Source organism: Calothrix sp. NIES-2100, from assembly GCF_963875285.1.
In the GTDB taxonomy this organism is placed as follows: Bacteria; Cyanobacteriota; Cyanobacteriia; order Cyanobacteriales; family Nostocaceae; genus Aulosira.
The window spans coordinates 1,288,122-1,313,912 of sequence record NZ_CAWNLA010000001.1 but is presented as its reverse complement, the minus strand read 5'-3'; the positions used below and the strand labels follow the sequence as shown (position 1 = coordinate 1,313,912).

Annotated in this window: 21 protein-coding genes; 7 read left to right on the top strand and 14 right to left on the bottom strand. The window is 42.8% G+C overall.

The genetic code is table 11. From position 1 onward, the window contains the following. Nucleotides 1-161: 161 nt before the first annotated feature. Both AACU32_RS05410 and AACU32_RS05405 read right to left on the bottom strand, forming a co-directional pair. Nucleotides 162-3,407 (bottom strand): efflux RND transporter permease subunit, encoded by a 3,246-nt coding sequence (locus AACU32_RS05410; protein ID WP_096598567.1) that lies wholly within the window; start codon nucleotides 3,405-3,407, stop codon nucleotides 162-164. A gap of 50 nt (nucleotides 3,408-3,457) precedes the next feature. Continuing rightward, nucleotides 3,458-4,900: an efflux RND transporter periplasmic adaptor subunit gene (locus AACU32_RS05405; RefSeq protein ID WP_339377530.1), complete on the bottom strand. Its 1,443-nt coding sequence runs from the start codon at nucleotides 4,898-4,900 to the stop codon at nucleotides 3,458-3,460. 613 nt (nucleotides 4,901-5,513) lie between these two features. On the opposite strand from AACU32_RS05405, the gene AACU32_RS05400 reads away from it, so the two are divergent. Both AACU32_RS05400 and AACU32_RS05395 read left to right on the top strand, forming a co-directional pair. Beyond that, on the top strand, nucleotides 5,514-6,056 hold the full coding sequence (locus AACU32_RS05400) for a phycobiliprotein lyase (RefSeq protein WP_096598563.1): 543 nt from the start codon (nucleotides 5,514-5,516) through the stop codon (nucleotides 6,054-6,056). 759 nt (nucleotides 6,057-6,815) lie between these two features. After that, nucleotides 6,816-7,130 carry an RNA recognition motif domain-containing protein gene (locus AACU32_RS05395; protein WP_096598561.1) on the top strand — a complete coding sequence of 105 codons (315 nt, stop codon included), beginning with the start codon at nucleotides 6,816-6,818 and terminating at the stop codon, nucleotides 7,128-7,130. Between the two features lie 621 nt (nucleotides 7,131-7,751). Here the strand turns inward: AACU32_RS05395 and AACU32_RS05390 are convergent. Together AACU32_RS05390 and AACU32_RS05385 are read right to left on the bottom strand one after the other, a co-directional pair. Then, nucleotides 7,752-9,464, bottom strand: a complete 1,713-nt coding sequence (locus tag AACU32_RS05390; protein ID WP_096598559.1) for a diflavin flavoprotein — start codon at nucleotides 9,462-9,464, stop codon at nucleotides 7,752-7,754. A 128-nt stretch (nucleotides 9,465-9,592) separates the two neighbouring features. Beyond that, complete coding sequence (locus AACU32_RS05385; RefSeq protein ID WP_096598557.1) at nucleotides 9,593-11,317, bottom strand: diflavin flavoprotein; 1,725 nt, start codon at nucleotides 11,315-11,317, stop codon at nucleotides 9,593-9,595. A 235-nt stretch (nucleotides 11,318-11,552) separates the two neighbouring features. Here AACU32_RS05385 and AACU32_RS05380 point away from each other — a divergent pair, with 235 nt between their 5' ends. Further along, nucleotides 11,553-12,356 carry a pantothenate kinase gene (locus tag AACU32_RS05380; protein WP_445223161.1) on the top strand — a complete coding sequence of 268 codons (804 nt, stop codon included), beginning with the start codon at nucleotides 11,553-11,555 and terminating at the stop codon, nucleotides 12,354-12,356. 15 nt (nucleotides 12,357-12,371) lie between these two features. Here AACU32_RS05380 and AACU32_RS05375 read toward each other — a convergent pair whose 3' ends face one another. After that, entirely contained in the window at nucleotides 12,372-12,827 is a 456-nt protein-coding gene (locus AACU32_RS05375; protein WP_096598555.1) for an acyl-CoA thioesterase, read from the bottom strand. A 79-nt stretch (nucleotides 12,828-12,906) separates the two neighbouring features. Between AACU32_RS05375 and AACU32_RS05370 the strand changes: the two genes are divergently transcribed. From AACU32_RS05370 to AACU32_RS05360, 3 genes are all read left to right on the top strand, one after another. Then, nucleotides 12,907-13,518 (top strand): TetR/AcrR family transcriptional regulator, encoded by a 612-nt coding sequence (locus AACU32_RS05370; protein WP_096598553.1) that lies wholly within the window; start codon nucleotides 12,907-12,909, stop codon nucleotides 13,516-13,518. A gap of 74 nt (nucleotides 13,519-13,592) precedes the next feature. Continuing rightward, nucleotides 13,593-14,270 (top strand): potassium channel family protein, encoded by a 678-nt coding sequence (locus AACU32_RS05365; RefSeq protein WP_096598551.1) that lies wholly within the window; start codon nucleotides 13,593-13,595, stop codon nucleotides 14,268-14,270. A 117-nt stretch (nucleotides 14,271-14,387) separates the two neighbouring features. After that, nucleotides 14,388-14,951, top strand: a complete 564-nt coding sequence (locus tag AACU32_RS05360; protein ID WP_096598549.1) for a DUF3124 domain-containing protein — start codon at nucleotides 14,388-14,390, stop codon at nucleotides 14,949-14,951. Nucleotides 14,952-15,191: 240 nt separating this feature from the next. Here AACU32_RS05360 and AACU32_RS05355 read toward each other — a convergent pair whose 3' ends face one another. The 3 genes from AACU32_RS05355 to AACU32_RS05345 form a co-directional block, all read right to left on the bottom strand. Further along, nucleotides 15,192-16,742 (bottom strand): cation:proton antiporter, encoded by a 1,551-nt coding sequence (locus AACU32_RS05355; protein WP_096598547.1) that lies wholly within the window; start codon nucleotides 16,740-16,742, stop codon nucleotides 15,192-15,194. Between the two features lie 213 nt (nucleotides 16,743-16,955). Continuing rightward, on the bottom strand, nucleotides 16,956-17,783 hold the full coding sequence (locus AACU32_RS05350) for an alpha/beta fold hydrolase (protein WP_096598545.1): 828 nt from the start codon (nucleotides 17,781-17,783) through the stop codon (nucleotides 16,956-16,958). Nucleotides 17,784-18,023: 240 nt separating this feature from the next. Continuing rightward, entirely contained in the window at nucleotides 18,024-18,518 is a 495-nt protein-coding gene (locus AACU32_RS05345) for an NUDIX domain-containing protein (protein WP_096598543.1), read from the bottom strand. A gap of 860 nt (nucleotides 18,519-19,378) precedes the next feature. On the opposite strand from AACU32_RS05345, the gene AACU32_RS05340 reads away from it, so the two are divergent. Then, the gene (locus AACU32_RS05340; protein WP_339377528.1) at nucleotides 19,379-19,543 is read left to right on the top strand and encodes a hypothetical protein; all 165 of its coding nucleotides are present in this window, start codon (nucleotides 19,379-19,381) and stop codon (nucleotides 19,541-19,543) included. A 322-nt stretch (nucleotides 19,544-19,865) separates the two neighbouring features. Here AACU32_RS05340 and argH read toward each other — a convergent pair whose 3' ends face one another. The 6 genes from argH to trmD all read right to left on the bottom strand — a co-directional run bounded on the left by argH (nucleotide 19,866) and on the right by trmD (nucleotide 25,784). Continuing rightward, a complete protein-coding gene (gene argH / locus AACU32_RS05335) occupies nucleotides 19,866-21,257 on the bottom strand; it encodes an argininosuccinate lyase (protein ID WP_096598539.1) in 1,392 nt (463 codons plus the stop codon). Nucleotides 21,258-21,332: 75 nt separating this feature from the next. Then, the gene (locus AACU32_RS05330) at nucleotides 21,333-21,536 is read right to left on the bottom strand and encodes a hypothetical protein (protein ID WP_096598537.1); all 204 of its coding nucleotides are present in this window, start codon (nucleotides 21,534-21,536) and stop codon (nucleotides 21,333-21,335) included. Between the two features lie 207 nt (nucleotides 21,537-21,743). After that, nucleotides 21,744-22,523, bottom strand: a complete 780-nt coding sequence (larB, locus tag AACU32_RS05325; RefSeq protein WP_096598535.1) for a nickel pincer cofactor biosynthesis protein LarB — start codon at nucleotides 22,521-22,523, stop codon at nucleotides 21,744-21,746. A gap of 96 nt (nucleotides 22,524-22,619) precedes the next feature. Further along, nucleotides 22,620-24,401, bottom strand: coding sequence for an ABC transporter substrate-binding protein (locus tag AACU32_RS05320; RefSeq protein ID WP_096607866.1), 1,782 nt, complete (start codon nucleotides 24,399-24,401; stop codon nucleotides 22,620-22,622). A 78-nt stretch (nucleotides 24,402-24,479) separates the two neighbouring features. Beyond that, nucleotides 24,480-24,974 carry a 2-C-methyl-D-erythritol 2,4-cyclodiphosphate synthase gene (gene ispF / locus AACU32_RS05315; protein ID WP_096598533.1) on the bottom strand — a complete coding sequence of 165 codons (495 nt, stop codon included), beginning with the start codon at nucleotides 24,972-24,974 and terminating at the stop codon, nucleotides 24,480-24,482. A gap of 66 nt (nucleotides 24,975-25,040) precedes the next feature. After that, nucleotides 25,041-25,784, bottom strand: coding sequence for a tRNA (guanosine(37)-N1)-methyltransferase TrmD (gene trmD, locus AACU32_RS05310; protein WP_096598531.1), 744 nt, complete (start codon nucleotides 25,782-25,784; stop codon nucleotides 25,041-25,043). Nucleotides 25,785-25,791: the final 7 nt, after the last annotated feature.

The following is a 25,791-nucleotide window of genomic DNA, read 5'->3' as shown; positions in this document are numbered from 1 at the left end:
AAAGGGGGGGCAGGGGGGATCAAGCAGTGCTTAAAATCACAGCCAAAAAATTTTCAAACAACCTCTGAGAGATTATTTATCAAGTCAGATAAAATAGTGGGTTATGGCTTCAGCCATAACCCACCCTAAAGTGTTTCTTTTTCAACAAGTCCTAATTAGATTTAGGAAAAGTTTTTCCTCAATAAACGCAGTCTCAGGAAAATTGGCTTTGTCCAACCCCAATCGAAAATATCATGGAGCAGTGTGTAAAAGCAGGGAATAATAAACAGAGTCAGCACTGTTGCTAATGACAAACCAGAAAATACTACGACACCTAATGGTTGCAAAAATTCTGAACCTTCACCAATTCCCAAAGCTAGGGGAAACATACCCAAGACTGTGGTAATTGTGGTCATTAATACTGGACGCAACCGTTGGGGTGCTGCTTTTAAAATCGCTGTTTTCCGGTCAACTTCTTCCCGTTCTAAAATTTGATTTGCCAGTTCTACCATGATGATGGCATTGTTAACTACTATACCTACCAACAACACTGCACCAACTATCACGGTGGCACCTATGGCTGTTTTGGTGATGTAAAGTCCGAAAATACCCCCAGCTAAAGCTAGGGGGATAGTAAACATGATTACCAGAGGGTCAACGAGAGAATTGTATTGCACCGCCATCACGACAAAGACTAAAAAGGCTGCTAATCCTCCTAACAGCTGTAATGAACTTTGGAGTTGTTGGTTGGATTCGGCTGCTGAACTTGGTAATAAGCTCACGCCCTCTGGCAAATCTAAACTATTGACTACTGTATTTACTTGTGCTAAAGCATTACTTAAGCTAGCTCCCTCTGCTAAATTTCCTGCAATTAAGAAGACTTGACGCTGGTTAATTCGCTGTACCTCCCCAGGTGCTTGAGCTTCAACTATTTTGGCAACATCACTCAAGCGGATTTGGCGATTATTATCGACAAACAAAGGTAACCTTTCTAATTGAGAAGCTGCTTGCACTGATGCTTCATCTAACTGCACCCGAACATCTACTAAACGGTTGCCACGTTGTAGCTGAGTTGGTATACTGCCTTCAAGTGCGGTCTGGATTGTTTCGCCAATCTCTGTGGTGGTTAAGCCCAAAGCGGAAACTCTCTCCCAGTCTGGAAGAATTTGAATTTCAGGTTGACGGTCATCAGCGTCAGGACGGAATCTGGCTAAGGTGGCTTGCTCTTCTAAGGCTGCTAATACTTGACGACCTGCTTGTTGCAATGTGTCTGTGTTATTTCCCTGAAGAATCAAATCAACGTCAGCACCCCGTACCGGAGAGTTGTTGAGAATTAAACCTCTGACTTGTCCAGGGGACAGGCGTAGGCGAATTCCTGCTAAATTCAGCTTGTTAAATTGCTGCGTCACTCTTTCTACATAAGCTTCTACATCAGTACCCTGTTTGAGAGTAATGTTGCTAGTGCCTCTGAGGGGGTTAGCATTAGTAGTGTTGCCAAAGAGCGCACCACCAATTGTAGAGAATACATATTCGGTTTCTGGTTGCTTGCGGAGAATATCGTTCACCGCATTCATGACTTTTTGATTGGTTTCTAAGGGAGTACCGGGCGGAAATTGGGCGTTTAAGTTAGCTTGTCCGGTATTGATGCGGGGAAGAATTTCTTGGGGAATTTGGGGAGCCATCCACAAACTACCACCGCCGAAAAGGAGCAGTGCTAGGGCGACTGTAACTAACCGCCAGCGTAATATCCCAGCTAAAAACCGACCATATCCGCCTGTAGCAGCCTCAAAACGGCGATTAAATTGTTTTAATAGCCAAAATTCGCTCAATCTACTGGAAAATCGCCATGCTAGCATTCGCGAGGCGAGCATGGGGACAACGGTGACTGCAATTAAAATTGAAGCGGCGACGGAAAAGGTAATGGTGAGAATTAATTCATTAAATAATAAGGCGATAAAGCCACCAATCAGCAAAAATGGTAATACGGCTACCAAGTTTGTACTGGTGGAAGCAACTAGGGCTGATTCTACTTCTTGACTACTTTGTTCAGCTTGGGAAATTAGTTGACTTTGACTCAAGCGGGTTTTGGTATCTTTACCCGGAGTCATTCCCGCACCCTCGGCGATGTTCTCTAGCATGACGATGGAGTTATCAACCACAATCCCTACACCTAGCGCCAAACCACCCAAGCTGAAAACGTTGAGGGATAAGCCAAACATTCCCATCAAGATAATCGCCGCGAGAGTTGCTAGAGGAATAGCCAGAACGATAATAAAAGTTTGTCTGAGGGAACCAAGAAATAGTAAAACTGCGATCGCGGCCAATGCTGTTCCAATTAAACCGGAACTGGTAACATTGGAAATAGAATTCCGGATAAACCGTGATTCATCTAGGGTAGGTGTGAGAACTGTCCCTTCAGGAACAACACCAGATTTTCGCAGTTCTTCTAAACGTTTTTTCACACCATCAACAACGCCAATGGTGTTTGCATCTGGCTGCTTTTGAATGCTGACTTTTACCGCTTCTTCCCCATTGAGTAGAACGTAAACCCGTTGTAGTTCTGAGCCATCAATAACTTCGGCAAAGTCCCGCAAATAGACGCGGCGCACAGGAGATGTAGTTTGGGAATTGGTGGCTGAGTTAGCAGTCGGAGTAGAGGCTACCTCAAAGGATAAATTACTGATTTCATTAGCATTTTGGAACCGCCCAACAGTACGGGTTAAAGGTTCCGAATTTTGCCCCAAAATCCGACCGCCAGATACATCTACATTACGGTCTCTGAGTTCATCTAAGACATCGGTTAAACCTACACCCAAGGCTTGCAATCGGTCTAAATCAATATTAACCCTGACTTCTTCTTGGACTCCTCCCGATACATCTACCCCGGCGACTCCTGGGACAACACCGAGTTCACGGGCTAATTCTTCTTCGGCAAAAACCCGCAAATCAACTCCTGTTAAGGATGGTGAGGTTAATGCAAATTCATAAACAGGTAATTGAGAAGGATCTACTTTAAATAAGCGCGGTTCTTCAATAGTATCTGGTAAGGTGCTTCTGGCTCTGTTAAAAGCCGCTGTTGCATCATTCAAGGCTTGGTCAATATTTCCCCCTGGTTGGAAAAACAAATCTAAACTGACTTGTCCCTCACGAGTTTGGGAAAAAACCTGTAGAACTCCCTCAGTGGCAGAAAAGGCTTCTTCTAAAGGCTTGGTGACTTCATCAACTGCTACATCTGGAGAGATACCGGGAGCTTGTATCCGCACCCCAATGCGGGGATAGGTAATTGATGGCAGTAAATCTACTGGTAGTTTTAAGACAAAAAATACACCTAACACTATCACTGCCAGAGTCAGCATAAGTGTGCCGATGTGTTGGCGGATGGAGATAGCGCTGATACTAAAACCGCTGCCGTTTTTTACCTGCTGCATCTTTCTAATTTATTTTTCAAAAATTACTGTTGATTCCCCGTTGGGGTGGACTAAGATTTTTCTGAAATAATTGAAAGACGCACTGCGTCTCCATCTTTTAGCGGTTTACCACTGCGAACAACATAGCGATCGCCTGGTTGCAAGCCAGATAAAATTTCGACTTTTGCATCAGCCCTTTTTCCTAAAACTACAGAACGGGCTGTTACCTTTGCTTTACCTTCGTTATCTGTGACTACGAATAAAGTCCCAGTTTGCTCATCTGACTGTTCTTTACTGGCTGTGGGCTGGGAAGAGCCTTTATTTCTGGCTTCTTTCTGAATAGCTGTTTGTGGAACTACTACTTTCTGTGCTGTCTGGGTGGCAAAATTAACTCGTGCTAAAAGTCCGCTACCGATATTACCGCCACTGTTGGGAATCACTACTTCCACTGGTATCAAGCGGGCTGTGGCGTCGGCAGCTGGAGAAATGCGGATGACGCTTCCTGTGATTGTTTGATTAGGATAGGCATCTAAACGCACTTGCACAGATTGCCCAATTTTGATTTGTGCTAGTTCTAATTCGGAAATTTGCACTACGACTTTGACGCGGTTAAAATCACCAATTTTCAAGACTTCACCGCCTGCTTGGAGCAAATTGCCCGGTTCTGTTACCTTCTCTGTAACGACACCAGTGATGGGAGATGTCAAGCGGGTATATGAGCGACGTTCTTTGGCTTGGGCGACTACTGCTTGTTGGGCGACTACTCTACCTTGGGCAGCGGCGACGGCTTGCTGTTCTGTACCCACTTGTTCGGTAGCAGAGCGTAGGGCTTGGGCGGCTGTTTGGGCTTGAGTGCGGGCTTGTTGGGCAGTTTGTTCCGCGATCGCACCTTGTTTGACTAGCTGCTGTTGGCGTTGGGAATCTGCTTGGGCTTGCACCAATTCTAAGCGCGCGCTTTCTACTTGGGCACGGGCATTACTTACCTGATTTGTAGCTCTTGCTACTTCTGATTTCAGGGAAGCTAATTCTGCTTCGGCTTGCTTTAAGTCTGTTAACAGCAGCACATCGTCTAACTGTCCGATGTTTTGCCCTTGTTTAACTCTATCTCCGACATCAACATTCAGTCCTAATAGCCGCCCTTCAACTTGCGATCGCAATGACACTGTACGGAATGGGATCGTAGTACCTGTATACTCCGGTTGTTTTTGCAAAATCTCTGTGCGGGCGATCGCCACATCTACAGGTGTTGCACCACCCCCTTGTCTAACTGTACTAGGCCCTTGAGACTGGGCATCAGCTGATTCTTTTGGAGATGAAGCACAACTCGCTGTCATCAAGCCAAAGCCTAGAAAACAAGCGATGACTAAATTAGACTGCGATCTGAAAATATGGGGAAACCTCCACCTATTTTCTTGATGATCTTTGTTATCTAAGCGTGAGTTAATTATCTGAGATGCAGCTATGGTATTTGGCATTTTCAACAGATTCTGCGGCTTATTTCTGTCCACAAACATTGCTTTGACTCCTAATTAGGGCGGCTTTGGGCTAACTCAGCCGTTTCCTAAGCAGTTTTTCTGACAAGTTTGTTTAACAAGTTTAAGTTTTCTCTAAAAAATGTTCGAGTATAAAAAGTCATGGTTTTTCTCAAATAGAATCAGAAAAATCTCAACACTTTACTGCTAGAGCATTACAGAGAATTTTGTCATCAGTCAATTGTAAAGATTAGTATACGTATTTTTAGCTTTTCTAAACTCTGCCGCAAGGTATAAGGCTGATAAAAACGACAAAAGTACTTTTCTCTGTTTTGGCTTCTATCTAGAGACAGAATTAACTTTCTCAGCTATTAGGCTTTTAAATTGCACAGTCGCTGATGAAGTTCGTTGATCGCTGACCGTTAACTGTCAACCGTCAACAATTAACAGCCATCAGGAAAAAACGTGCAACTTAAATGCGTGACAGCTGATTTCAATGTTTGGCATGGTAGCCAAACTATCAGTAATAGTTTCAATATCTAGTTTAGATTAAAAATAGTAAAGAAATTTGGTATTTGGGGCAGATGTAATGTACTCAGTTTCAACGCCAAACTATCTATGACTATCTATATATTGTGATTGAGGAAGAAGAGCAGTGACATCACCATTAATACTGGCGAAAACCGCCCAAGAAACACAGATTACAGAATTTTTTCAGGAATCAGTGGGCAAATGGCGATCGCAACGGCGTTATTACACCCTATCGTCAGGAACTACGAAGGAAATAGTGAGTGCGATCGCCATTAGGTTTTTAGAACAGGGATGCGAAGAACTGCAACAACTGGCTCAGTTGCATGACTTACCAAATTCAGTCAATTTAACCTGTGGTGCCGAAGTGACTTGGGAGAGTACAGATTCCATCACCAAAAGAGAAGAATCTCAAGGTTCGACTTTATTTGGTGCTTTAGGAAACATTTTGTATCGCGATCGCGGTTTTGCCACTACCAAACCAGTTACCGCCGAATATTATTTTCCCAATCCCAAAACACTGTGTTTACGAACAGAGTACAACGGCTCAGTCTTTGAGGAAGAGTTAAAGCTGATTGGCTCTAAATACCGCACCCGCCAGACTATTATCTCTCGTGCTGGTGAACAGTTGATGATTGGTCAGTATTTAGAGAACAGATTAGAGAGGTGAAGTACCCACAGACTCCGCTTGCGCTACGTCTGGGGCTTCGCGTCTCGTTCGCCGTTGCCGCTTTGTACGAGTACAATTTGGTCTTACACAGCGTCTCTCGGGAAAGCCCCGTTTATCTCCTCATGGGGAGAACCCGCGCAGCCGTCCGCCTCCCGCAGACAGTTTGATTACTTTTACGTACACCTGTGTATGGCTGATCTTTTACCGCAGAGCGCAATCATGCGAACCAGTGACCGAGGTCTTTCCCCCTTTCTCACGCTCTTAGTCTAGGCAAGCGTACTACCGCTACTGTGGCCGTTTGTTGTGAGTCGTGTGGGTGGGTCAACAACCATAAGTATTTTCCCATATACTCATGTGGAAATCAAGACTCCCTCCCTGCTTTCATCACCAAGGGGACGTTCCTCCACCGGGGGACTTCCCGCAGGGTTTGTTAAATTTGACATCGGGGCTGGGGGGTAAGGGGGACGAGGGAGATGAGGAAGTGTGGGGAGTTTTCTTACCAATGCCCCATGCCCAATGACCAATGACTAATTGATTAATGACTCTTGACTATTGACTACCCTACGTCAATTAAATTTCATTTATACCTATGCCATTAAAAGTTTGTTTTCACAGAAAGTTGATATATCATTATTAAAAGATGAGAATTAATTCGGTGATAGTGGTTTTTGTTAGTATTGACAGGCTTTTTCCTTTTGGTATTTTCAGACTCTCTCCGAAATCTAAATCTCTACACATTTATGATTTTGGAGACATGGTATGTCAGTATACGTAGGTAATCTTTCTTACAACGTTACAGAAGACGCATTGACTGCGGTTTTCGCAGAATATGGTTCTGTAAAACGTGTTCAAATACCTACCGATCGTGAAACAGGCCGTGTACGCGGCTTTGCTTTCGTGGAAATGAGTTCAGACGCTGAAGAAACAGCGGCCATTGAAGCGCTTGATGGTGCTGAGTGGATGGGACGGGATTTGAAAGTCAACAAGGCGAAGCCCAAGGAAAATAAAGGTTCCTTTGGTGGAAATCGTGGTGGCTATAGCGGTGGTGGTGGTGGTGGCCGCGGTCGCTATTAAGTTATTTTGATCGAAAATTAAGCTTTAATTTGCCCGATTATTCAGATCTATCAACTTAATTAAATTTTACCTAGGCTCAAGTAGCAATGCTTGAGCATTTTTTATCTCAAAATTTCGACCTCGCCCACCCAACCTCCCTCTCCTCGTGGGATGCTGTTGGTGGATGGGAGATCTGAGATCATCTCCGTTCAAATAACCGTCATTACGACTGTAGGGAAGCAATTCCCAAAATCTGGCGATTGCTTCCCTACCTTAAGCCGCTTTGCGTCTACGTTTCACCGCTTTCCACTCGCGGCGGACAAAATACCCTTCATTAACGTGAATTCGACACCTGATAGGACTTACGCAAAAAAACTCTCAAACTCTTATTTCTCCGTGTACTCTGTCTTGAAAAGTTCTGATTGGAGGTTTCCTCCGCTCAGACTTTTCGCTGCGTCCTCTGCGGTTTGTTTTTCCGTTACTTGTGCGTAAGTCCTGACCTGATATACTGTCCGTCTAATTGGCTCAATAAAAAGACCTCTCCCTGGTTTTACTACGCAAAACCGTCCCTCTCCGACTCCCAGAGGGACAGACTTGAACTTTAGTTCAAGACAGGGACAGGTTCGTCGAACTCACGTTTCATTAATAATGAGTCCCCGATTTACGATGATGTACGGCTGTGACACCATCTTGATTTAGCACTTTCCCATTCTCGACAGTCGCATAAACCAGCCAATGATCGCCGGATTCCATCCGATTATTGACAGAACACTCTAAATATGCTAAAGCATCATTGAGAATAGGAGAACCGTTTTCGGCTTCTTGAGTGGCGACATCAGCAAATCTATCTTGCGCTGGGCCAAAGGGTTTAAGGAAGTGCTTCATCAAGCCTAAATGATTTCCTTCTTTGAGGATATTCAGGACAAATTTATTTCCTGTGTGCATCAAAGTTTCTACAGCACGGTCTTTAGCAACGGCTATGGTTAAACCAGGAGGACTAAAGCTGGCTTGAGCAACCCAAGAGGCTAACATCGCACTGGATATATCCTCTTGCTTTGATGTGAGAACGCATAGAGAACCGACAATTCGACCGACAGCTTGTTCTACAGTAGTGGCGGGAACACTTTGCGATCGCACTTTTCTCGATTTCTTCAATGCTTGCGCAAAGTCGGTTCCAGCTTCTTCACACAGTTGCAAGGTGCTATCGTTGGGTTTGAATTTAACACGGATGGTGTCAAAACCAAAGCGATAGCCAGCGTCTTTGAGTTTACCTTCAATTAAATCAACGGCTTCACCACTCCAACCAAAGGAACCGAATACACCAGCAAGTTTATTATTCGTAGCAGTGGCGAGGACAATACCTAAAGCTGTTTGTACGGGTGTAGGTGCATGTCCTCCCAGGGTAGGCGAACCGATGACAAAGCCAGCGGATTTCTCAACAGCCGCCCGGATATCTTCTGGATCTGTGAATTCACAATTAATTGATTCTACAGCCACACCAGCTTTAGTGATGCCACGGGCGATCGCTTGGGCTAAGGTGGCTGTATTTCCATAGGCTGATGCATAAATTAAAGCCACTGTCAAGTCGGCTGAGGTTTGTTGCTGACTCCATTCCCGGTAAGCTTTGGTAAGTTCAATCAGCCCGTAACGTACCAAAGGCCCGTGTCCAGTGGCGTAAATTCTCGCTGGAAAATCAGCAAGTTTATCTAAGGCTGTTTCTACTTGACGCGCATGGGGAGCCATCAAGCAATCAAAATAATAGCGGCGGTCTTCGTTAATTGATTCCCAACCTTCATCAAAAACCTGATCACCACAAATATGCGCCCCAAAGAACTTATCTGTATAGAGAATTTCCGTTTGGGGATCATAGGTGCAGAGTAGATCTGCATAGCGGGGGTTGGGGGTAGGAATGAATTGCAAATCATGACCCTTACCTAAATCAAGGGTTTCGTCCCCCCGCATCACCAGAATTGATAAATCTGGGTTTTCTAGCGCCCCACGTAAATTGATCGCCCCTGGATTAGAACAGACAAAGGTAATTTGCGGTGCGACTTCCAGCAAAGCCTTTAAAGTAGCGGCGCGGTTGGGGTTGACATGACCCAAAATGACATACTCAATGGCTTTGACATCAAATCTTTGCTGCAAAGCATCTAAGTAAATTTGCGTAAAAGTTTCTCCAGGTGGATCAACCAGGGCGAGTTTATCACCTTGAATTACATAAGAATTAGCTGTTGTACCCTTGGCTAAAGCATATTCAATTTCAAACCTTAACCTTGACCAACTGCGCGATCGCAATACTGTGGTATCTGTAGCTATCGGGTAAACTTGAACGTCACGAGGTTTATTTATAGACATAGCAGAATGGGGAATGGGGAATGGGAAATGGGAAATGGGGAATGGGGAATGGGAAATGGGGAATAGGGCATTGGGCATATTTCCCCCTAGCCCCTAACCCCTAGCCCCTAACCCCTAGCCCCTAGTCCCTAGTAATGGTTACCAACTTTCCGATGATGCACAGCAGTCAAGGCTTCTGGTTTAGAAACTCGTCCGGCGTAGACGGTGCTGTATACTGCCCAGTGATCGCCGCAATCCATCCGGCTCTTGACTTCACACTCAATATATGCAAGGGCATCGATGAGAATCGGTGCGCCGTTTTCCGCTGGCTGAGTTTTCACGCCTTCAAAGCGATCTGCACCAGGGGCGAACCGCTTTAAAAAGTGCTTCATGAGTGGCTGATAATTGCCTTCTTCTAAGACATTAAGGACAAAGCGATCGCCTACTTGCATGAGTGATTCAATCGCCCGATCCTTGGCGACTGCTATGGAAAAGCCTAGGGGTTTGAAGCTGGCTTGGGCTACCCAAGAGGCTAACATCGCACTCTTCACATCACCTTTTTTGGCGGTGATGATATATAAACCGCCGCTAAGTCTACCGAGGGCTTTATCTAAGTCAGCACTCAGAGATTTCATCGCTTTAATACTGCGATCGCGTGTTACCCACTGAGCTAAGTCTGTACCTGCTTCTTCACACAGTTTGTAAGTGTTTTCACTTGGGGTTTGTTTAATCCGAATTGCGGGGAAAACTGTTGTCAGCCCTAAGTTACGAAATTTACTGACTAAAGGATCTATCGGTTCATCATCGCCACCACCAGTTTCAAATATACCGATGGCTTGTTTTTCTTTGGCAGATCCTAAAACAGTGCTGAGGGCGGCTTGAGTATTAGCAGAACTAGAAACTGGTGGGACACCTACAACCAATCCCGCACAACGCCCTACCAATTCCCGCAGTTCTTGTAAATCAATGCCTGAACTCAAGTCTACCGATTCTACAGCTACCCCAACTTTGTTGATACCATTAGCAATTGCTTGGGCTAGGCGATCGCTATAGCCATATTCAGAAACGTAAAATATTCCTACTACTGTTTCTGGCTTGGCTTGTGTCTGACTCCAACTCCGGTAAAGTCCGGTGAGTTTAGCAACGTTGTGATAAAGTAACGGCCCATGACCAGTACCAATCATTTTTACTTCTGGGAGTTCGCCCATCCGCTTCAAGGCTGACAGCACTGACCGCGCATTCGGCCCCATCAAGCATTCGTAGTAATATTTAAAATCAGGTTCAATCGCTTTTAAATCGTCATCAAAAGTGCTTTCGGTGCAATAGTGCAACCCGAAAGCGTCGCAGGTGTAGAGAATTTGGGTTTTATGGTCGAAACTGAAGATAGTATCAGGCCAGTGGAGATTTGGGGCGATGACGAATTCAAATTCATGACCGTTACCAATATCTAAGCGATCGCCATTTTTCACAATCCGGCGCTTAAACGGTTGATGTACCAAATCTTCCAGAAATTGAATCGCTACTTTTGAAGCGACAACAGTAATTTCTGGAGCCATTTGTAGCAAATCTTTCACCAATCCGCTGTGGTCTGGCTCCGTGTGACTGACAATTAAATAATCAATTTCTGTAGGATTAATCAGTCCTGTGACCGTATCAAAATACAACTGACGAAACTTTTCGTGGGAGGTATCAACTAACACGGTCTGCTCACCGCGAATCAGAAATGAGTTGTAGGTTGTACCGTTTTGCAGACCAAATTCAATATCGAAGCGATCGCGATCCCAGTCCAAAGAGCGAATTGCTGTAGTATCTTCAGCAATATCCACAGTCTGAATGGTTAGCCTTTTTTCAGTTCTTTCGGTGAGCGCTACCATAACTCCCCTCCTTGACAAAATGAGTATATTTTCCTCTAACTTTATTTTGACACGGGTTGATTGTTAATTTTTATTAAAAAAACTATAGATAACTTAAGAAATTTAAATTGGGGCATGGGGAATTGGGCATGGGGCATGGGGCATGGGGAACTTGTACTGAGCGAAGCGATGCCCTGAGCCTGTCGAAGGGTCGAAGTATGGGAAAAGCAGATTTATATGGGTGCTGGGGGAACAAGTGAGCAAAACAGACAATATTTGGTTGGCATTGGAAATTGGCAATTCTCGGCTACATTGGGCGCTATTTCTCAGCGCAAGGCTTGACTATACCTGGGACACCGAATATTTACCAGAGTCAGTCATCCAGCAGTTAGCACAATCTCAAACCCTAGCTGATTTACCACCAGAAGTTTTCCCTACATTACCGCGTCCCCGCGTCCTCGCGTCCCCGCGTCCCCTCCCCCTCACCATCGCCTCCGTAGTTCCTAGCCAAACAGCACTTTGGCAAACTTATCCCAATGTTCAGGTAATCACCTTAGAGCAAATACCCCTCAAAAATATCTATCCCACATTAGGAATTGATCGCGCCTTGGCTTTATGGGGTGCTGGTAAAACTTGGGGATTTCCCATGTTGGTAATTGATGCGGGAACAGCACTGACATTTACAGCTGCGGATGCTAAAGAGTGTTTGCTTGGGGGGGCGATTTTACCAGGATTAGGCTTGCAATTTGCGACTTTGGGGCAAAAAACCGGACAATTACCCCTAGTAGACACACAATCTATGGCATCTCTTCCGCCACGCTTCGCTTTAAATACCGCCCAAGCGATTCAAAGCGGTGTAATTTATACAATTATCGCTGGAATCAAAGATTTTATTGAGGCATGGTGGCAATTATACCCTGAGGGCAAGATGGCGATTAAAGGAGGCGATCGCACAATCCTATTCAACTATCTCCAAGTTTTGTATCCAGCGATCGCACCACGTTTAACTATAGAACCCAATTTGATTTTTTGGGGAATGGAAAAAATAGTAAATCAATAAAGCTTTAAAAACTGCTCATGATGGCGTACCAATCAATGAGTTACTATCTTGAGCATCATTTTTTGAATGCACATAAGGCAAGAACAAAGACCGTTCTTCTGGACGCAACCGCCTTGGGCGCATTGTTTCTCTATCCACAAACAATCCTTTCTGCCATGCCTCTGCTGCTAATATTTTCTGGCTGTTATGGAAACAAAACTGCATAATTGCTGAGGCATTCTTCAGTTCCGAAATCCACATAGAAACTTGCACAAGTTCGCCCAAATATAACGGTGTTTTGTAAGTGATGTTTGTTTGAACCAAAACTGGAGCAAAACCTTGCTCAAAGATTTTGTGTGTTGGCATTCCTATAGCTTCCAATAGTTTTGTCCGTCCAACTTCCATCCATTGAATATAAATACTATTGTTTACATGACCAATAAAATCAATGTGGAAGGAATACACCTCTAACTCAAAGGAAAGTCTTTGCATTTTTAGTCCTTTTTTTTGTCACCACCTAGTGACAAAGTATCATAGTCACCAGGTGGTGACAAGTAACTGAGAACAATTCATGGCGCGAGACAAACAAGAAACGAAAGCACGAATTCTGGCAGCAGTTGGTAAACTATTGGCAGAATCAGGCTTTAAGCAACTAGGGGTAAATGCGATCGCCCGTGAAGCTGGAGTAGATAAAGTTTTGATTTATCGATATTTTGAGAATCTGCCCTCCCTGCTACATACTTTTGCCAAGGAAGGCAACTATTGGATGACAGTTGAAGAATTAATTGGAGATGAAACCGCCGTAGATGCCGAATCCCTGGCTGACTGGATGGTATTGTTACTGACACGCTTTATGCATGACTTGCAAGAACGTCCCATCACCCAAGAGATTATGCGTTGGGAGTTACTCCAAGGCAATGAGTTAACCCATGAGTTAGCAACAGTACGCGATCAAATGGCGATTGAAAGTTTGGAATTTCTCCAGCAAAAGCATTCCTTCCCCCCAGATCAAGATATCCCTGCTATCAGTGCAGTTTTGATTGCGGGAATTGTTTATCTAGTTATGCGAACCAAAGTCAGCGATACATTCTTAGGAATTGATTTCAGTTCACCAGCTGGATGGGAACGGATTGAAAGGGCTATCACATCTCTACTTGGGGCAATTGTCGAAAATGATGGGTAACTGTTGCAACCGAAAAAGCGCAGAGCTTATTTACTCACGTTAAAGTAAAAGTCGAACATTATCAAAAAGCAGCCATGTACGTGCTAATAGGTGGATCTGGTTTAGTCGGACTAAGCTTGGCGCAGAAATTGGTAGAACTAGGACACACCGTAGCTGTCATTGACATTGATCCTAATGCTTGTCGCTATGCACGGGAACAAGTAGGAGCAATGGCTTTTGAAGGTAGCGCCGTCAGTACGCAAGTTTTATTAGAAGCAGGAATCCGTAAAGCCGACGCTTTAGCGGCTATGCTGCGAAGTGATGCTTTGAACTTAGCGATGGTAACTCTCGCCAAACATTATGGAGTCCCCCACATTGTCACTCGGATGCGTCATGCCGATTTCATGGAACCTTTTAAATTAGCTGGCGCTAATCATATTATCGGCACAGTTGAACTAGCAGTTTCCACAATGGTGAATGCGATCGAATATCCGCAAGTAGAATCAATGATGCATTTTGAGCAAGGACAAATTGAAGTTTTAAAACTTTCAATTCCTAAAAATTGCTATGTCGTTAATCGTAGCATTGCCGAAATTGCTCAGGATTCACGCTTTCCTACCGGTTCTCTAATTATTGGTTATCAACCCCATCCCCATGAAGACTTAAATATTCCTAATGGAAGTACAGTATTAGAACCAGGTTCAACGGTGCTGATTGTCACCAAACCAGGATCATTGCGTCAAATGATAGATTTCATCCAAGGCTGTAAGTAAAAATTTGTCATTTGTCCTTTGTCATTTGTCATTGGTAAAGATTTAAGTTCTATTTATGCAAAGTAAATAGTTTAGTAGATTTCTCCCACGTTACTTAATTCATCCTTCATCCTTCTCATGAAGCTGTACTTACGTTTTTATTTAATAATTGCTGCTTTGATTTTTTTAGTATCTTGTACATCATTAAAAAATTCACCAAAGCCAGAATCTCAAAATCCCCAGGCAAAATCATCTCAACAAGTGGTGACTCTGGATAAAAATTTTCAAATAGCAATGGGTCAAACTATTTATGTACCTATATATTCCCATATCTATCATAACGATGAGCGGCAAATTTTAGATTTAGCAGCTACCCTGAGTATTAGAAATACAGATTTAATCAATCCGATGATTATTACTGCTGTGCGTTACTATGATTCAAATGGTAAATTAATTAAGCAGTATTTAGACCGCCCGATTCAATTGAATGCTTTAGCTTCAACAGATTTCTTCGTAAATAGAACAGATAAAAGTGGCGGTTTAGGAGCAAATTTTATTGTAGAGTGGGTATCCCAAAAAGTAATTTCTGAACCGATAGTAGAAGCCGTAATGATTGCGACTGAATTCCAACAAGGTGTGTCTTTTGTGAGTCCAGGTAAAGTGATTAAAAGTCAAAAAAACACCCAAAATACATCTTTATAGGACTTACGCAAGGGGTATATTGTCATTGCGATCGGAACGGAGTGTAGGGAAGCAATCCCAGCGTCAGGGGGGATTACTTCGCTATCGCTCGTAATGACAAAATTACGTTATTTTTGCGTAAGTCCTGCTTTAAAATGAATTAATAATTATGAATTTAGTATATTTTGGTGCGTTAAGATAAAGCCATAACAACCCCTATTGAAGATTTAATTTTATAATTACGAATTACGAATTAATATATTAATCATCTAATTTCAACAATTGTTCATCAAGTTTTTTTAACCGTTCATAAACAATTTCTTCTGACAAAATTCGCTGACGTATCGCCTCATTTAATGCACCTTTCTCCGCTAGTAGCAATCGACGGCGAATAGCATCAAGCTTACTAGGTTCACCAGTTTTTATATCCAACTCATCCGCACGGCGATTATATAATTCTCGTAATACCTTTTCTGCGCCTGCTACTTGCACTTGATAAGCTGCACGCATCTCTTCATATACAGCTTTTGGTAAAACCCCTGTTTTTAATAGAGTATCTAATTCATCCTGTGCTGCTTTACCTGTAATTAATTGGGCTTGCAATTCTTCAACCTGCTGGCGCGTTGCTGACACCTGAGACAATTGCAATCGCTTCACCAACCAAGGTAAACTTACTCCTTGACCAACTACAGACAGCAATACTGTCCCAAACACGATCGCAATTAGTTGTTCTCTTCCGGTGATTGTTGTGGGAATACTCAACGCCAACGCCATTGACAGAGAACCTTTAATATTGCCAAAAAACAGAACGTGTTGCCAGCGCCAAGGAATGGGACGGTCAAACCAACGTAAAATAGCTAACAGTGGATAGACAGAGACGATGCGGGCTATTTGATAAGCTGCGATCGCTAGCAGCACAGCTGGTAGAGTTTGCCATAAAGTTATTAAGTCTATTTCTATACCAATCAGCAGAAAAATAAAGCTATTTACCCCAAAAGCAATAGATTCCCAAAAACTCAGTAATGTCAATCTTGTCGAAGCCGATACTTTACCTGAAAGCCCCACTGCACCGACAATTAACCCAGCAACAACCACAGCCACTACACCAGAGACGCTAAAAGATTGTCCCAGTTTAAAAGCTCCTAAAGCCACAGCTACCGTGAGTAAAATACTACTCAGTGGTTCATCAGCACGGACAAATAAGCCCGTACTCAAATACCCGACAGCTAACCCGACTAAAGTTCCCCCAATAATTACGACAAATAATTCTTGCAGTCCAACGAGAAATGAGAGTGAGCCAGCTGCATGAACTTTTAAAATTAAACTAAATAAAACTAGCGCCACACCATCGTTAAATAAGCTTTCTCCCTCAACAATGGTTGACAGACGCGAAGGGACATGTACCTCCTTAAATACAGCAATTACAGAAACAGTATCAGTAATTGCTAAAATTACTCCCGCCAATAGTGCATCTGTCCAATTTAGTCCCAGTCCCCATTTTAGAATTGCGGCTGTGACACCAGAAGAAATGAGGATTCCTGGCCCAGCTAATAAAGCAATTGGTTTAACCGTGGTACGCAGGCGGCTAACATCTGTATTAATAGCCGCCTCAAACACCAAAATTGGCAGAAATAAATTTAAAATCAGAGAATCATTCAGACCAATGCGCTGTGGTAAGAGTTCTGTAACAGCTAAACCCGCTAAAACTAAACCTGCAACATAAGAAACTCGTAGCCAGCGCGACAATAAAGCGACAACGGTGGCTACGAGTAAAAGAATAATTGAAACAGTGACTAATTCAGCTACATTCACTGGCAAATAGGGAAAAAGTGACTAGGAATGGTAGAAAAGAATATAGCAGTCGGCTGAGAATTTGTGAAATATTACATGTAGGATTGTTGACTGTTAACCGTTGATAGTCAACAGCCAAAACCGATATTTTTCACAACTGAAATAGGATTGCTATAGCAATGTCTGTCAAGTTTTACTTGATTTTATATAGCTGCAACTATCTTTTCTAAAAATCTATATAATCCTCGAACATTTTGTTTTTATATAATCCTGAATATCTTCAGCCACAACGGCCACACAAGATTCTGGTAAATTATCGCCTGCGTGAGGAATGATTTTCAATTCAACTTTAGGTAGAAGTTGATTGTAAGCTTGACTTTTCGCTAAGGCATCGGGTGTGTCTTTGCCACCTTGTAAAATCAAAACTGGATTTTCTAGTAGGTGCAATCTGTCTTGGAGATATTCTGCTGCAATTTCTGGCTTTGGCCTTTTGAAGAGGAGTTGACAGGCTGTCTGATGTTGCAACAGTGTTTTCCGCATTTGTAAATATTTTTCAAGTTTTGTATGCAACCCCAAAATTTTTATGATAGGCAGAAGCGATCGCAAAATCTTAAATAATAATTTTGGCCCATCCACTAACCACTGCATTTTTTGCCATCTTTTCTCTTGTCCTGCTATTGCTATACCCTCTGGTGATAACAATACTAAACCTTCTACCTGCTCTGGATACTTTAAAGCATAGCTAGCAGCAATCCACCCGCCTAGAGAATGTCCTATTAAATACACTTTCTCCAACTTTAACGCTTCTAATAACTGAGCTAAACACTCTACTTGCAACTCAACTGAGTAGTGAACATTCGGATTGTCTGACTCACCACATCCTAATAAATCTAGGGCAAAGCAATTAAAATGTTGTGACACAGATTCCATTACTGATACCCACTGGCTGCTATCATTCCAAGCACCATGTAAAAAAATGATCGGCATTCCCTGACCGGCTTCGCGCCAAAATAATAGCCCTTGAGAAAGTTTTCTCCGGGAGTTACGAAATAGCGTATCCATCTGAATTTTAACGATTAAGTTTTAGTATATTAATCAATAATCATTCCTCAGTAAACATAGACAAATGACTATATGACCAAAAAGCATGAAGTGTAAAGAATGTAGAGACAAAGCAACTTGCCGAGTCTAGGATGAAAAATCTCTACATACCCCAACAGTAGGTGGTGTCAAAAATCAGAGGTTTGTTCCTTCATACTTTATACTTCATACTTCAGTTGACTACCGACTAAGTAAATATTGTTATGCCACTGTTGTCAAGCCATTTAAGTAGTCTTGTAACTGCTCATAGTGGTCATGAGACATTGGTTCTAGAGGTAGGGAGTTACGAGAGAACGCTTGGATTTCTGTCACTTCCAATTTATCCTGAATTGCCATCGAGCCTTGTACTTCAGCTTCCACTGCAATACAAATCGAATGAATTCTCGGATCTCGGCTTGGCGAAGAATAAACCCCAACTAAACGCCGGATTTTTACCAACTCCAATCCTGTTTCCTCCAACAACTCTCGGCGGACTGTATTCGGGATATCTTCTCCCCAATCCACCATACCTCCAGGTAATGCCCAGCGACCGTTGTCGCTGCGCCGAATCAACACAATCCGACCATCAGGTAGAATGGGAATGATGCTGGTGCCGGTAATGGGATGACGGAAGATTATACCCAATACGGTTTGCCCAAAGCGCCATAAGCTACGTGTGGACTGCAAAGCTATAGTAAACAAAGCAAGAACGTTCAATCTTCAAATCTTTGTATTGTATTCTAGAATTCCTTACCAATTAACATAGATGTCTAAATACCAATATATTTAGTTGTGTATTATACAAAATGTTAATGGTTTGGAGCTTTCATTCTAACACTTTCTTAGAAGCACTCAATCTGATTATTTAATTTTTATACATCATCCTATATCACAGACAATAAAACGGATTAATTAGCTTCAATATCAATAAAACTCTAAAATAGATAATTTACCTACATGATTAATCTGTTAATATCTGAATTAATCATACTCCTCATCATTGTTGAATCACAATTCCAGAAAAATTTGCCGAACTTAGCGGCGAATTCAAAATTAATAATCCCCATAAATAAATTGAGATTGCTCAATTCTTTTCTTTAGGGGCTAGTAGATATTTTTTACTGAATCTATATCCTACTATTAAATAATTTACTGCGCTTAAGAGCAGGATACTCCGCGCTAAGTGTTGGCGCAGCCTCTCCGACAGGAGAAGCTATACCGTTTGCGCAGCGTCTCGTAGAGAAGGCTTTACGCCTGTCATTTGTCAGCGATGCACTGAGAGCTACAAGAAGTGTTATTTTTGGTAGGAGTTTCATACCTTCCTTGTGATAGCCCTGCGTTGCTTTTTTAAAGTTATAAGTAACCACGCAAAATTAATTACAGTCATTGCGAGCGTTCGCATCTGCTATTCACCCAAAAAATTATTCCGAATAAGTATTGACATATTACAAATAAATGCGTTATAATAGTATGCTGTTCAAAGAATATTATAGCTAGACTAGGCTAAGAATTATCAATAACAACGGTAGCTGATATTGCCTAGTGGCTGTTTTTTGTTGTTTATTAATGAGGTGAACATGGCTAAGCGCCGTAACCCAAAAAAAGAAAAGGCGCTACGGAACCAGGCATATGCCAGGAAGTTTCGTAAACGAACTACTACAGGAAGAATGCAGAGAAGGTTCCAACAAAGACCACCTAAGAGTGAAGAAGATGACGGCGTAGCAGCAATTGATGCTGAGTAAGCCATCTGCTTAAATCCTTACTCTTTAAATCTTTGATTTTTCAGGGCGTACATTAATTTGTATGTCCTGAATTATTTTGTGGGCATTGGGCATTGGGCAAGAGTAAAAAATCATTAGTTTTTATCTTACCTGTCCTCCCTTGTCCCCCTTGTCTCAATACGGTTCGGATAAGCAATTTTCATCTCCCTTTTGGGAAAGGGAAAAGGTTAAGGGGTAAGGGGGAAAGGTTTGAATGGGCCCTTTTCCCTTTCCCCTTTCCCGTTTAACCGAACCGTATTGCCCCTTGTCGCCCTTGTCCCCCTTCCCTAGTCGCCCCTGCGCCCTATTCCCTAGACCCTAGTTGAGTGCGGGCGGTAAGAATTGCGTTGCGTACTTGGGCAAAGCCAGTACCACCATAACTATTACGGGCTGCTACGACTTGACGGGGGGAGATGGCTTCATAAATATCAGCTGCAAATGCTGGATGAATTTGTTGCCACTCTTCTAATGTCAAATCTTTGAGGAGTTTACCTGCGGCAATACTGGTTTTTACCACTTTACCCACGAGGTTATAGGCTTCTCGGAAGGGGACACCTTTTGTAGCTAAATAATCTGCTACATCTGTGGCGTTAGAAAAGTCTTCTGCGACTGCTTGTGCCAAGCGTTGGGGACGAAATTCTAAACCTTCTCGCAGCAAAATTGTCATTGCTTCCAAGCAGGCTTTGACTGTGTTGACGCTGTCAAATAAACCTTCTTTGTCTTCTTGCAAATCTTTGTTATATGCCAGAGGTAGCCCCTTCATAATTACCAGCATCCCTTGCAAATGCCCAAATACACGCCCTGTTTTTCCTCGTACCAGTTCTGGAACATCAGGGTTTTTCTTTTGGGGCATGATGCTGGAACCTGTAGCACAGGTATCTTTGAGGGTAACAAAGCGAAATTCCTCAGATGCCCAAAGAATCACCTCTTCACTAAGGCGGCTGAGGTGAACCATAATTAGACTGGCAGCACAGAGAAATTCGATCGCAAAATCGCGATCGCTCACTCCATCAAGGCTATTAGCATAAATGTTGTCAAAATTCAAGAGTTCGGCTGTATAATGCCGATCAATCGGAAAAGTCGTCCCAGCCAAAGCACCACAACCCAAAGGAGAGATATTAACTCGGCGATAAACATCTCCTAGACGTTCCCAGTCTCGTTGCGCCATATTAAAGTAAGCCAAGAGATGGTGAGCTAAACTTAGTGGTTGGGCGCGTTGCAGGTGAGTATAGCCAGGAATGAGAGTTTCAACGTTTTTTTCGGCTATCTCTAGTAAAACAGTTTGAAAATCGCGTAATTGACTTTTAATTTGTTGAATTTGGTCGCGCAGATAAAGTCTAGTATCAGTGCCAACTTGATCGTTACGCGATCGCGCAGTATGCAGCTTTTTACCCACATCACCCACAATTTCTGTCAATCGCCGTTCCACGGCAAAGTGAACATCTTCCGCATCAATACCAGGCTGAAATTTTCCTTGGCGATATTCCTGGCGAATTTGTTCTAACCCAGCAACTAGTTGTTCTCCTTCTTCTGAGGAAATGATACCAGTATGAGCCAGCATTTTCGCATGGGCTTGGGAACCAGTCAGGTCATATTCGATTAATTCAATGTCGAAATTTATACTTGCATTAAAAAGAGCGATCGCTGGATGCAACGCCGATTCAAACCGCTGGCTCCAAGTTTTTTGTTCGGTCATAAACGTTAAAAGTGGGGCAATCAATTTAAGATTTTGGATGTTAAATAAACCCAAAATCTTAAATTTTAAATTACTTTAACCGTAACTAGTTAGATTCCGAATCATATAGCCAATGACCAAACCAATCAACAGTGCCCAAATTTGGCCTGTCTTGACAAAGTGCTGCCAACTGTTCTGCATTTGTCCCAAAACATTAGGATCGTTAATATGTTGAGCTAACACTGAAGTTACAGGCGAATGCCAAAATAACTCAGATAGCACATCGCTGAAGTAGTGCATACTTAGTAACCTGAAGGATTGTTATGTCATAACCTCTACTTGCAGGTGATGTCCAGCATTGGGAGGAGATGAGGAGGATGAGGGGGATGAGGGGGATGAGGAAGCAGGGGAGACAACTGACAAATGCCCAATGACGGCAGTTGCTACAACGCGGGAAACCCGCGCAACGCACTACCTCCCCAATGCCCAATGCCCAATGCCCATTGACTATTGACTTTTTGTTAACTTATCGGCTGTCCGCAAAATTTGCCCTGCTAAGACTGCTGCACCAAAGCCATTATCAATATTGACTACACCTATTCCCGGCGCACAAGAGTTGAGCATTGTCAATAGGGGTGCTAAACCACCAAAACTCGCACCATAACCGATGCTGGTGGGTACAGCAATCACAGGACAATCCGCCAACCCTGCAACAACGCTGGGTAATGCACCTTCCATCCCCGCTACGACTATCAAAACTGATGCTGACTCAATTAAGTGGCGATTACTCAACAAGCGGTGAATACCAGCAACACCGACATCCCAAAGGCGTAGTACGCGAAAACCAGAAAGTTCTGCTGTCACTGCTGCTTCTTCAGCTACAGGTAAATCAGCCGTTCCTGCCGACAGAATCCCCATCACACCATCAAACTGGGGTTCAATTTCCGTGGGAGTAATGGCACAAATTTTTGCCAACTCATAGTATCGTAAACCTCTCACCCTAGATTGTAATTTGGTGTAGATTCCAGGTTCAATCCGGGTTGCCATTACTACCGGATTGCGCTGACGCATCACCTCCATAATTTGCACAATTTGATCGGGAGTTTTACCTAGACCCCAAATTACCTCTGGGAAACCAGTTCTCAGCGCCCGATGGTGGTCAATTTTGGCAAAATCACCCACTGTTTCATAAGTTAAGTCTTTGAGGGAGTCTAATGCCTGATTTGGGGTAACGTTACCATCTGCAACCGCTTCTAAAAGCGATCGCAAAGCTTTTTCATTGGTCATGAGTCATTTGTCCTTTGTGATTTGTCAGTTACTAATAACCATTGACCAAAAAAGTATGAAATATAAAAGTAGTTTTATCCTTCATCCTTCAGTTGACTAATCTGTTATTTTGATTTCATGAATATTCCAGAAAGCACCACCTATCGCTGAATAATTAATACCTGCAAAGCGATTACGTATTGCTGACATTGACAGCTGATTAACTAGGTAAATAAAGGGTAAATTTTCTTGAGAAATCCGCTGAGTTTCCCCATAAATTTCTTTTACTTTTGCTTCATCAAATTCTTGTGTGGCTTGAATATATAGCTTACCAATTTCTGCTTCCCAATCAGCTACTTCTCTACCCTCAATCTGCTTTTGTCCAGGTTGTGGTTTCTGATTAAACATATGTAATCCGCCATCAGGTGACCAGACATTAGCTCCATCGTTTGGTTCTAAACCACCTGTCAAACCTAAAATAGAAGCTTCCCAATCTAGGCTATTAGATAGCTTATCTGTATAAGTATTCCATGCCAATGGAGTGAAATCGACTTGCATACCTATTTTCTGCAAGTCTTGTTTAATCTGCGCTCCTATTGCTTCGCGGATTTTATTCCCAGAGTTAGTGAGCAAATTAAAGCGAACGCGATTTCCTTCAGCATCTAATAACTGACTTTGTGGGTTATATTTAAATCCAGCCTTAATCAGCAATTGCTTTGCTTTTTCAGGATTATAATCATATACTTTTAGCGCAGCTTTTGACGAAAGGTAATAAGGACTTTGTACTGTAACTGGTGAGTTTTGTGGTTTACCTAAGCCGCGATAAGTGTTATTAATCATCGTTTGGCGATCAATAGCATGAGCTACTGCCTGCCTAAATTCAACTGTATTGAACCAGCGTGATTTAATGGGATCTACTAGAGGTTTTCCGTTTCTTTTACCTTTATTTAAATTAAAGAAAACAAATGTTGTACCAGTGCCAGGTTGATTCCCGTAAATTTTGAAATTACCCTGCTTTTCTTGTACTTTTAGCAAAGAAAAATATTCAGGTGTTACTGCTACAGTATCTAATCCAGTAGACCGAAATTGCAGCAAAGAAGTATCCGTATTTTCGACGATTTGCCAAACTATACGTTCAATATAAGGCTGAGCTTTACCTTGGGTGTCTTTACGCCAGTAGTAAGGGTTACGCCGAAACACTACACGTTGACTTGTGTCATAACGCTCAAGTTTATATGGGCCGTTGACAATAATTTGCTCCGGAGGAGTATCTACACCCCACTTGCTCAAGAAAGTCGGCTTTCCTTCTGAATCTTTCTGTTTTACAGATGCTTTTAGTGCATGGGCAGGTAAAATAGAAGTGCCCGTATTTAATAAGAAAGGTCTAAAAGGTTCCGGGAGAATAAATTCAACCCGACGTTCATCGAGTTTTTTGACTATAGGTAGCTTCCGACTGAGACCGATTCTGAATGCATCTTTAACATCAGTAGGAATCGCTTCATTAAAGTAGATATCGTTATAAGTAAATACGACATCTTCAGCCGTGAGTGGTTGCCCATCAGACCATTTTAATCCTTCACGTAAAGTAAAAGTAAATCGCAATTTATCTTCAGAAATTTGCCATGATTCCGCTAAATCTGGTTCAACTTTACCAGTAATTAAATCTTGGGTAACTAATCCTGCGTAAGTTAAACCAAAAATATTTGGTGATTCTTGGCTGAGAGCTAAGTTAAAGGTTTTAGGATCGCTGAGAATACTAGTTACTAACTGGGGAACTTGAGCAGCTGTTGTTTTAAAATTGGATGGATTACAAGCAGCAACTGTCAGTACTGTTGCTATACAGATAATTATGAGTAACCACAACCGTTTAACTCTAGCCCATATACTAGGAAATTTCATAATTTTAATCATCAAAAGTAAAGTTCATCTGGACTGGGACTTGAGCCAAGCCAGGAATTTTTTGGTATTAGTGAAATACTATTTAAATGAATCAGCAGCTACGAGTAAGACAACAGCATAAGCACATATACCTTCTTCCCGTCCCACAGGGCCTAATTTTTCGTTGGTAGTAGCTTTAATACCAATTTGATTGGGTTGTAATTGTAAAACAGCCGCTAGCTTGTCCCGCATTTTCTCAATATGAAGTTTCAATTTTGGTCGTTCTGCTACTACCACAGAATCAATATTGCCGATTTGCCAACCTTGAGTGCAAATCAGCTGATGTACTTGATTTAATAACACCAAACTGTCTGCTCCCGCCCATTGGGGATCTGTAGGGGGAAAATAATGCCCAATATCCCCTAAAGATAATGCCCCCAGCATGGCATCCATAATCGCATGGGTTAGGACATCAGCATCACTGTGCCCCAGCAAACCCAGTTCATGGGGAATGTTCACTCCGCCTAAAATTAAAGCGCGATCGCTCACCAGTCGGTGAATATCGTAGCCGTTACCTATACGAATATTAGTCATTTGTCAATAGTCAATGGTCAGTTGTCAGTTGTTATGGGGCATTGGGCATTGGGCATGGGGCATTGGCTAATTCTTCCCCTTGTCCCCCTTGTCCCCCTTGTCTTCCTTGTCTTCCTTGTCTCCCTTTTCCCGTTTCCATTTTTCCAGTAAATCGGGACGGCGATCGCCTGTTCTTTTGATTTGTTGTTCGTAACGCCACTGGGAAATGGCGGCGTGATTTCCAGATAGCAAGACATCTGGTACTTTCCAGCCACGAAAATTTGCGGGACGAGTGTATTGGGGATAATCCAACAACCCTTCTTCAAAACTCTCTGCTGTCAATGATTCCACTTTCGCTACAGTGCCAGGTAACAGTCTTACCACACCATTGAGCAAAGCCATTGCGGGTATTTCACCGCCTGTGAGAATAAAATCTCCTAAAGACACTTCACGGGTGACTAAATGCAGTACCCGCTCATCTACTCCTTCGTAATGGCCACAAATGACCACTAATTGGTTATAATTTGATGCCAGCTCGCGTAAAAGCGGTTGATTGATAGTTTGTCCTTGTGGACTCATCAAAATCACCTCTCTTTGCGGTAGAATCGGCAGCGACTCCACAGCGGCAAAAATGGGTTCAGGCTTCATCAGCATCCCCACACCGCCGCCATAGGGTTCATCATCTACTTTCCGGTGCTTATCGTTGGTAAAGTCTCTAGGATTAACCAGATTGACTTGAGCAATCTGTTTGGCTAAGGCTTTAGCCAGCAATCCAGAACCCAAAACAGAGGTAAAACAGTCAGGAAAAAGCGTAACTATATCAAAGCGCACAGTTATT

Coding starts and splice junctions, on each gene's coding strand:
- AACU32_RS05410 (WP_096598567.1), bottom strand. CDS start 3,407: ATGCAGCAGGTAAAAAACGGCAGCGGTTTTAGTATCAGCGCTATCTCC.
- AACU32_RS05405 (WP_339377530.1), bottom strand. CDS start 4,900: ATGTTTGTGGACAGAAATAAGCCGCAGAATCTGTTGAAAATGCCAAAT.
- AACU32_RS05395 (WP_096598561.1), top strand. CDS start 6,816: ATGTCAGTATACGTAGGTAATCTTTCTTACAACGTTACAGAAGACGCA.
- AACU32_RS05390 (WP_096598559.1), bottom strand. CDS start 9,464: ATGTCTATAAATAAACCTCGTGACGTTCAAGTTTACCCGATAGCTACA.
- AACU32_RS05385 (WP_096598557.1), bottom strand. CDS start 11,317: ATGGTAGCGCTCACCGAAAGAACTGAAAAAAGGCTAACCATTCAGACT.
- AACU32_RS05375 (WP_096598555.1), bottom strand. CDS start 12,827: ATGCAAAGACTTTCCTTTGAGTTAGAGGTGTATTCCTTCCACATTGAT.
- AACU32_RS05370 (WP_096598553.1), top strand. CDS start 12,907: ATGGCGCGAGACAAACAAGAAACGAAAGCACGAATTCTGGCAGCAGTT.
- AACU32_RS05365 (WP_096598551.1), top strand. CDS start 13,593: ATGTACGTGCTAATAGGTGGATCTGGTTTAGTCGGACTAAGCTTGGCG.
- AACU32_RS05360 (WP_096598549.1), top strand. CDS start 14,388: ATGAAGCTGTACTTACGTTTTTATTTAATAATTGCTGCTTTGATTTTT.
- AACU32_RS05350 (WP_096598545.1), bottom strand. CDS start 17,783: ATGGATACGCTATTTCGTAACTCCCGGAGAAAACTTTCTCAAGGGCTA.
- AACU32_RS05340 (WP_339377528.1), top strand. CDS start 19,379: ATGGCTAAGCGCCGTAACCCAAAAAAAGAAAAGGCGCTACGGAACCAG.
- argH (WP_096598539.1), bottom strand. CDS start 21,257: ATGACCGAACAAAAAACTTGGAGCCAGCGGTTTGAATCGGCGTTGCAT.
- AACU32_RS05330 (WP_096598537.1), bottom strand. CDS start 21,536: ATGCACTACTTCAGCGATGTGCTATCTGAGTTATTTTGGCATTCGCCT.
- larB (WP_096598535.1), bottom strand. CDS start 22,523: ATGACCAATGAAAAAGCTTTGCGATCGCTTTTAGAAGCGGTTGCAGAT.
- AACU32_RS05320 (WP_096607866.1), bottom strand. CDS start 24,401: ATGAAATTTCCTAGTATATGGGCTAGAGTTAAACGGTTGTGGTTACTC.
- ispF (WP_096598533.1), bottom strand. CDS start 24,974: ATGACTAATATTCGTATAGGTAACGGCTACGATATTCACCGACTGGTG.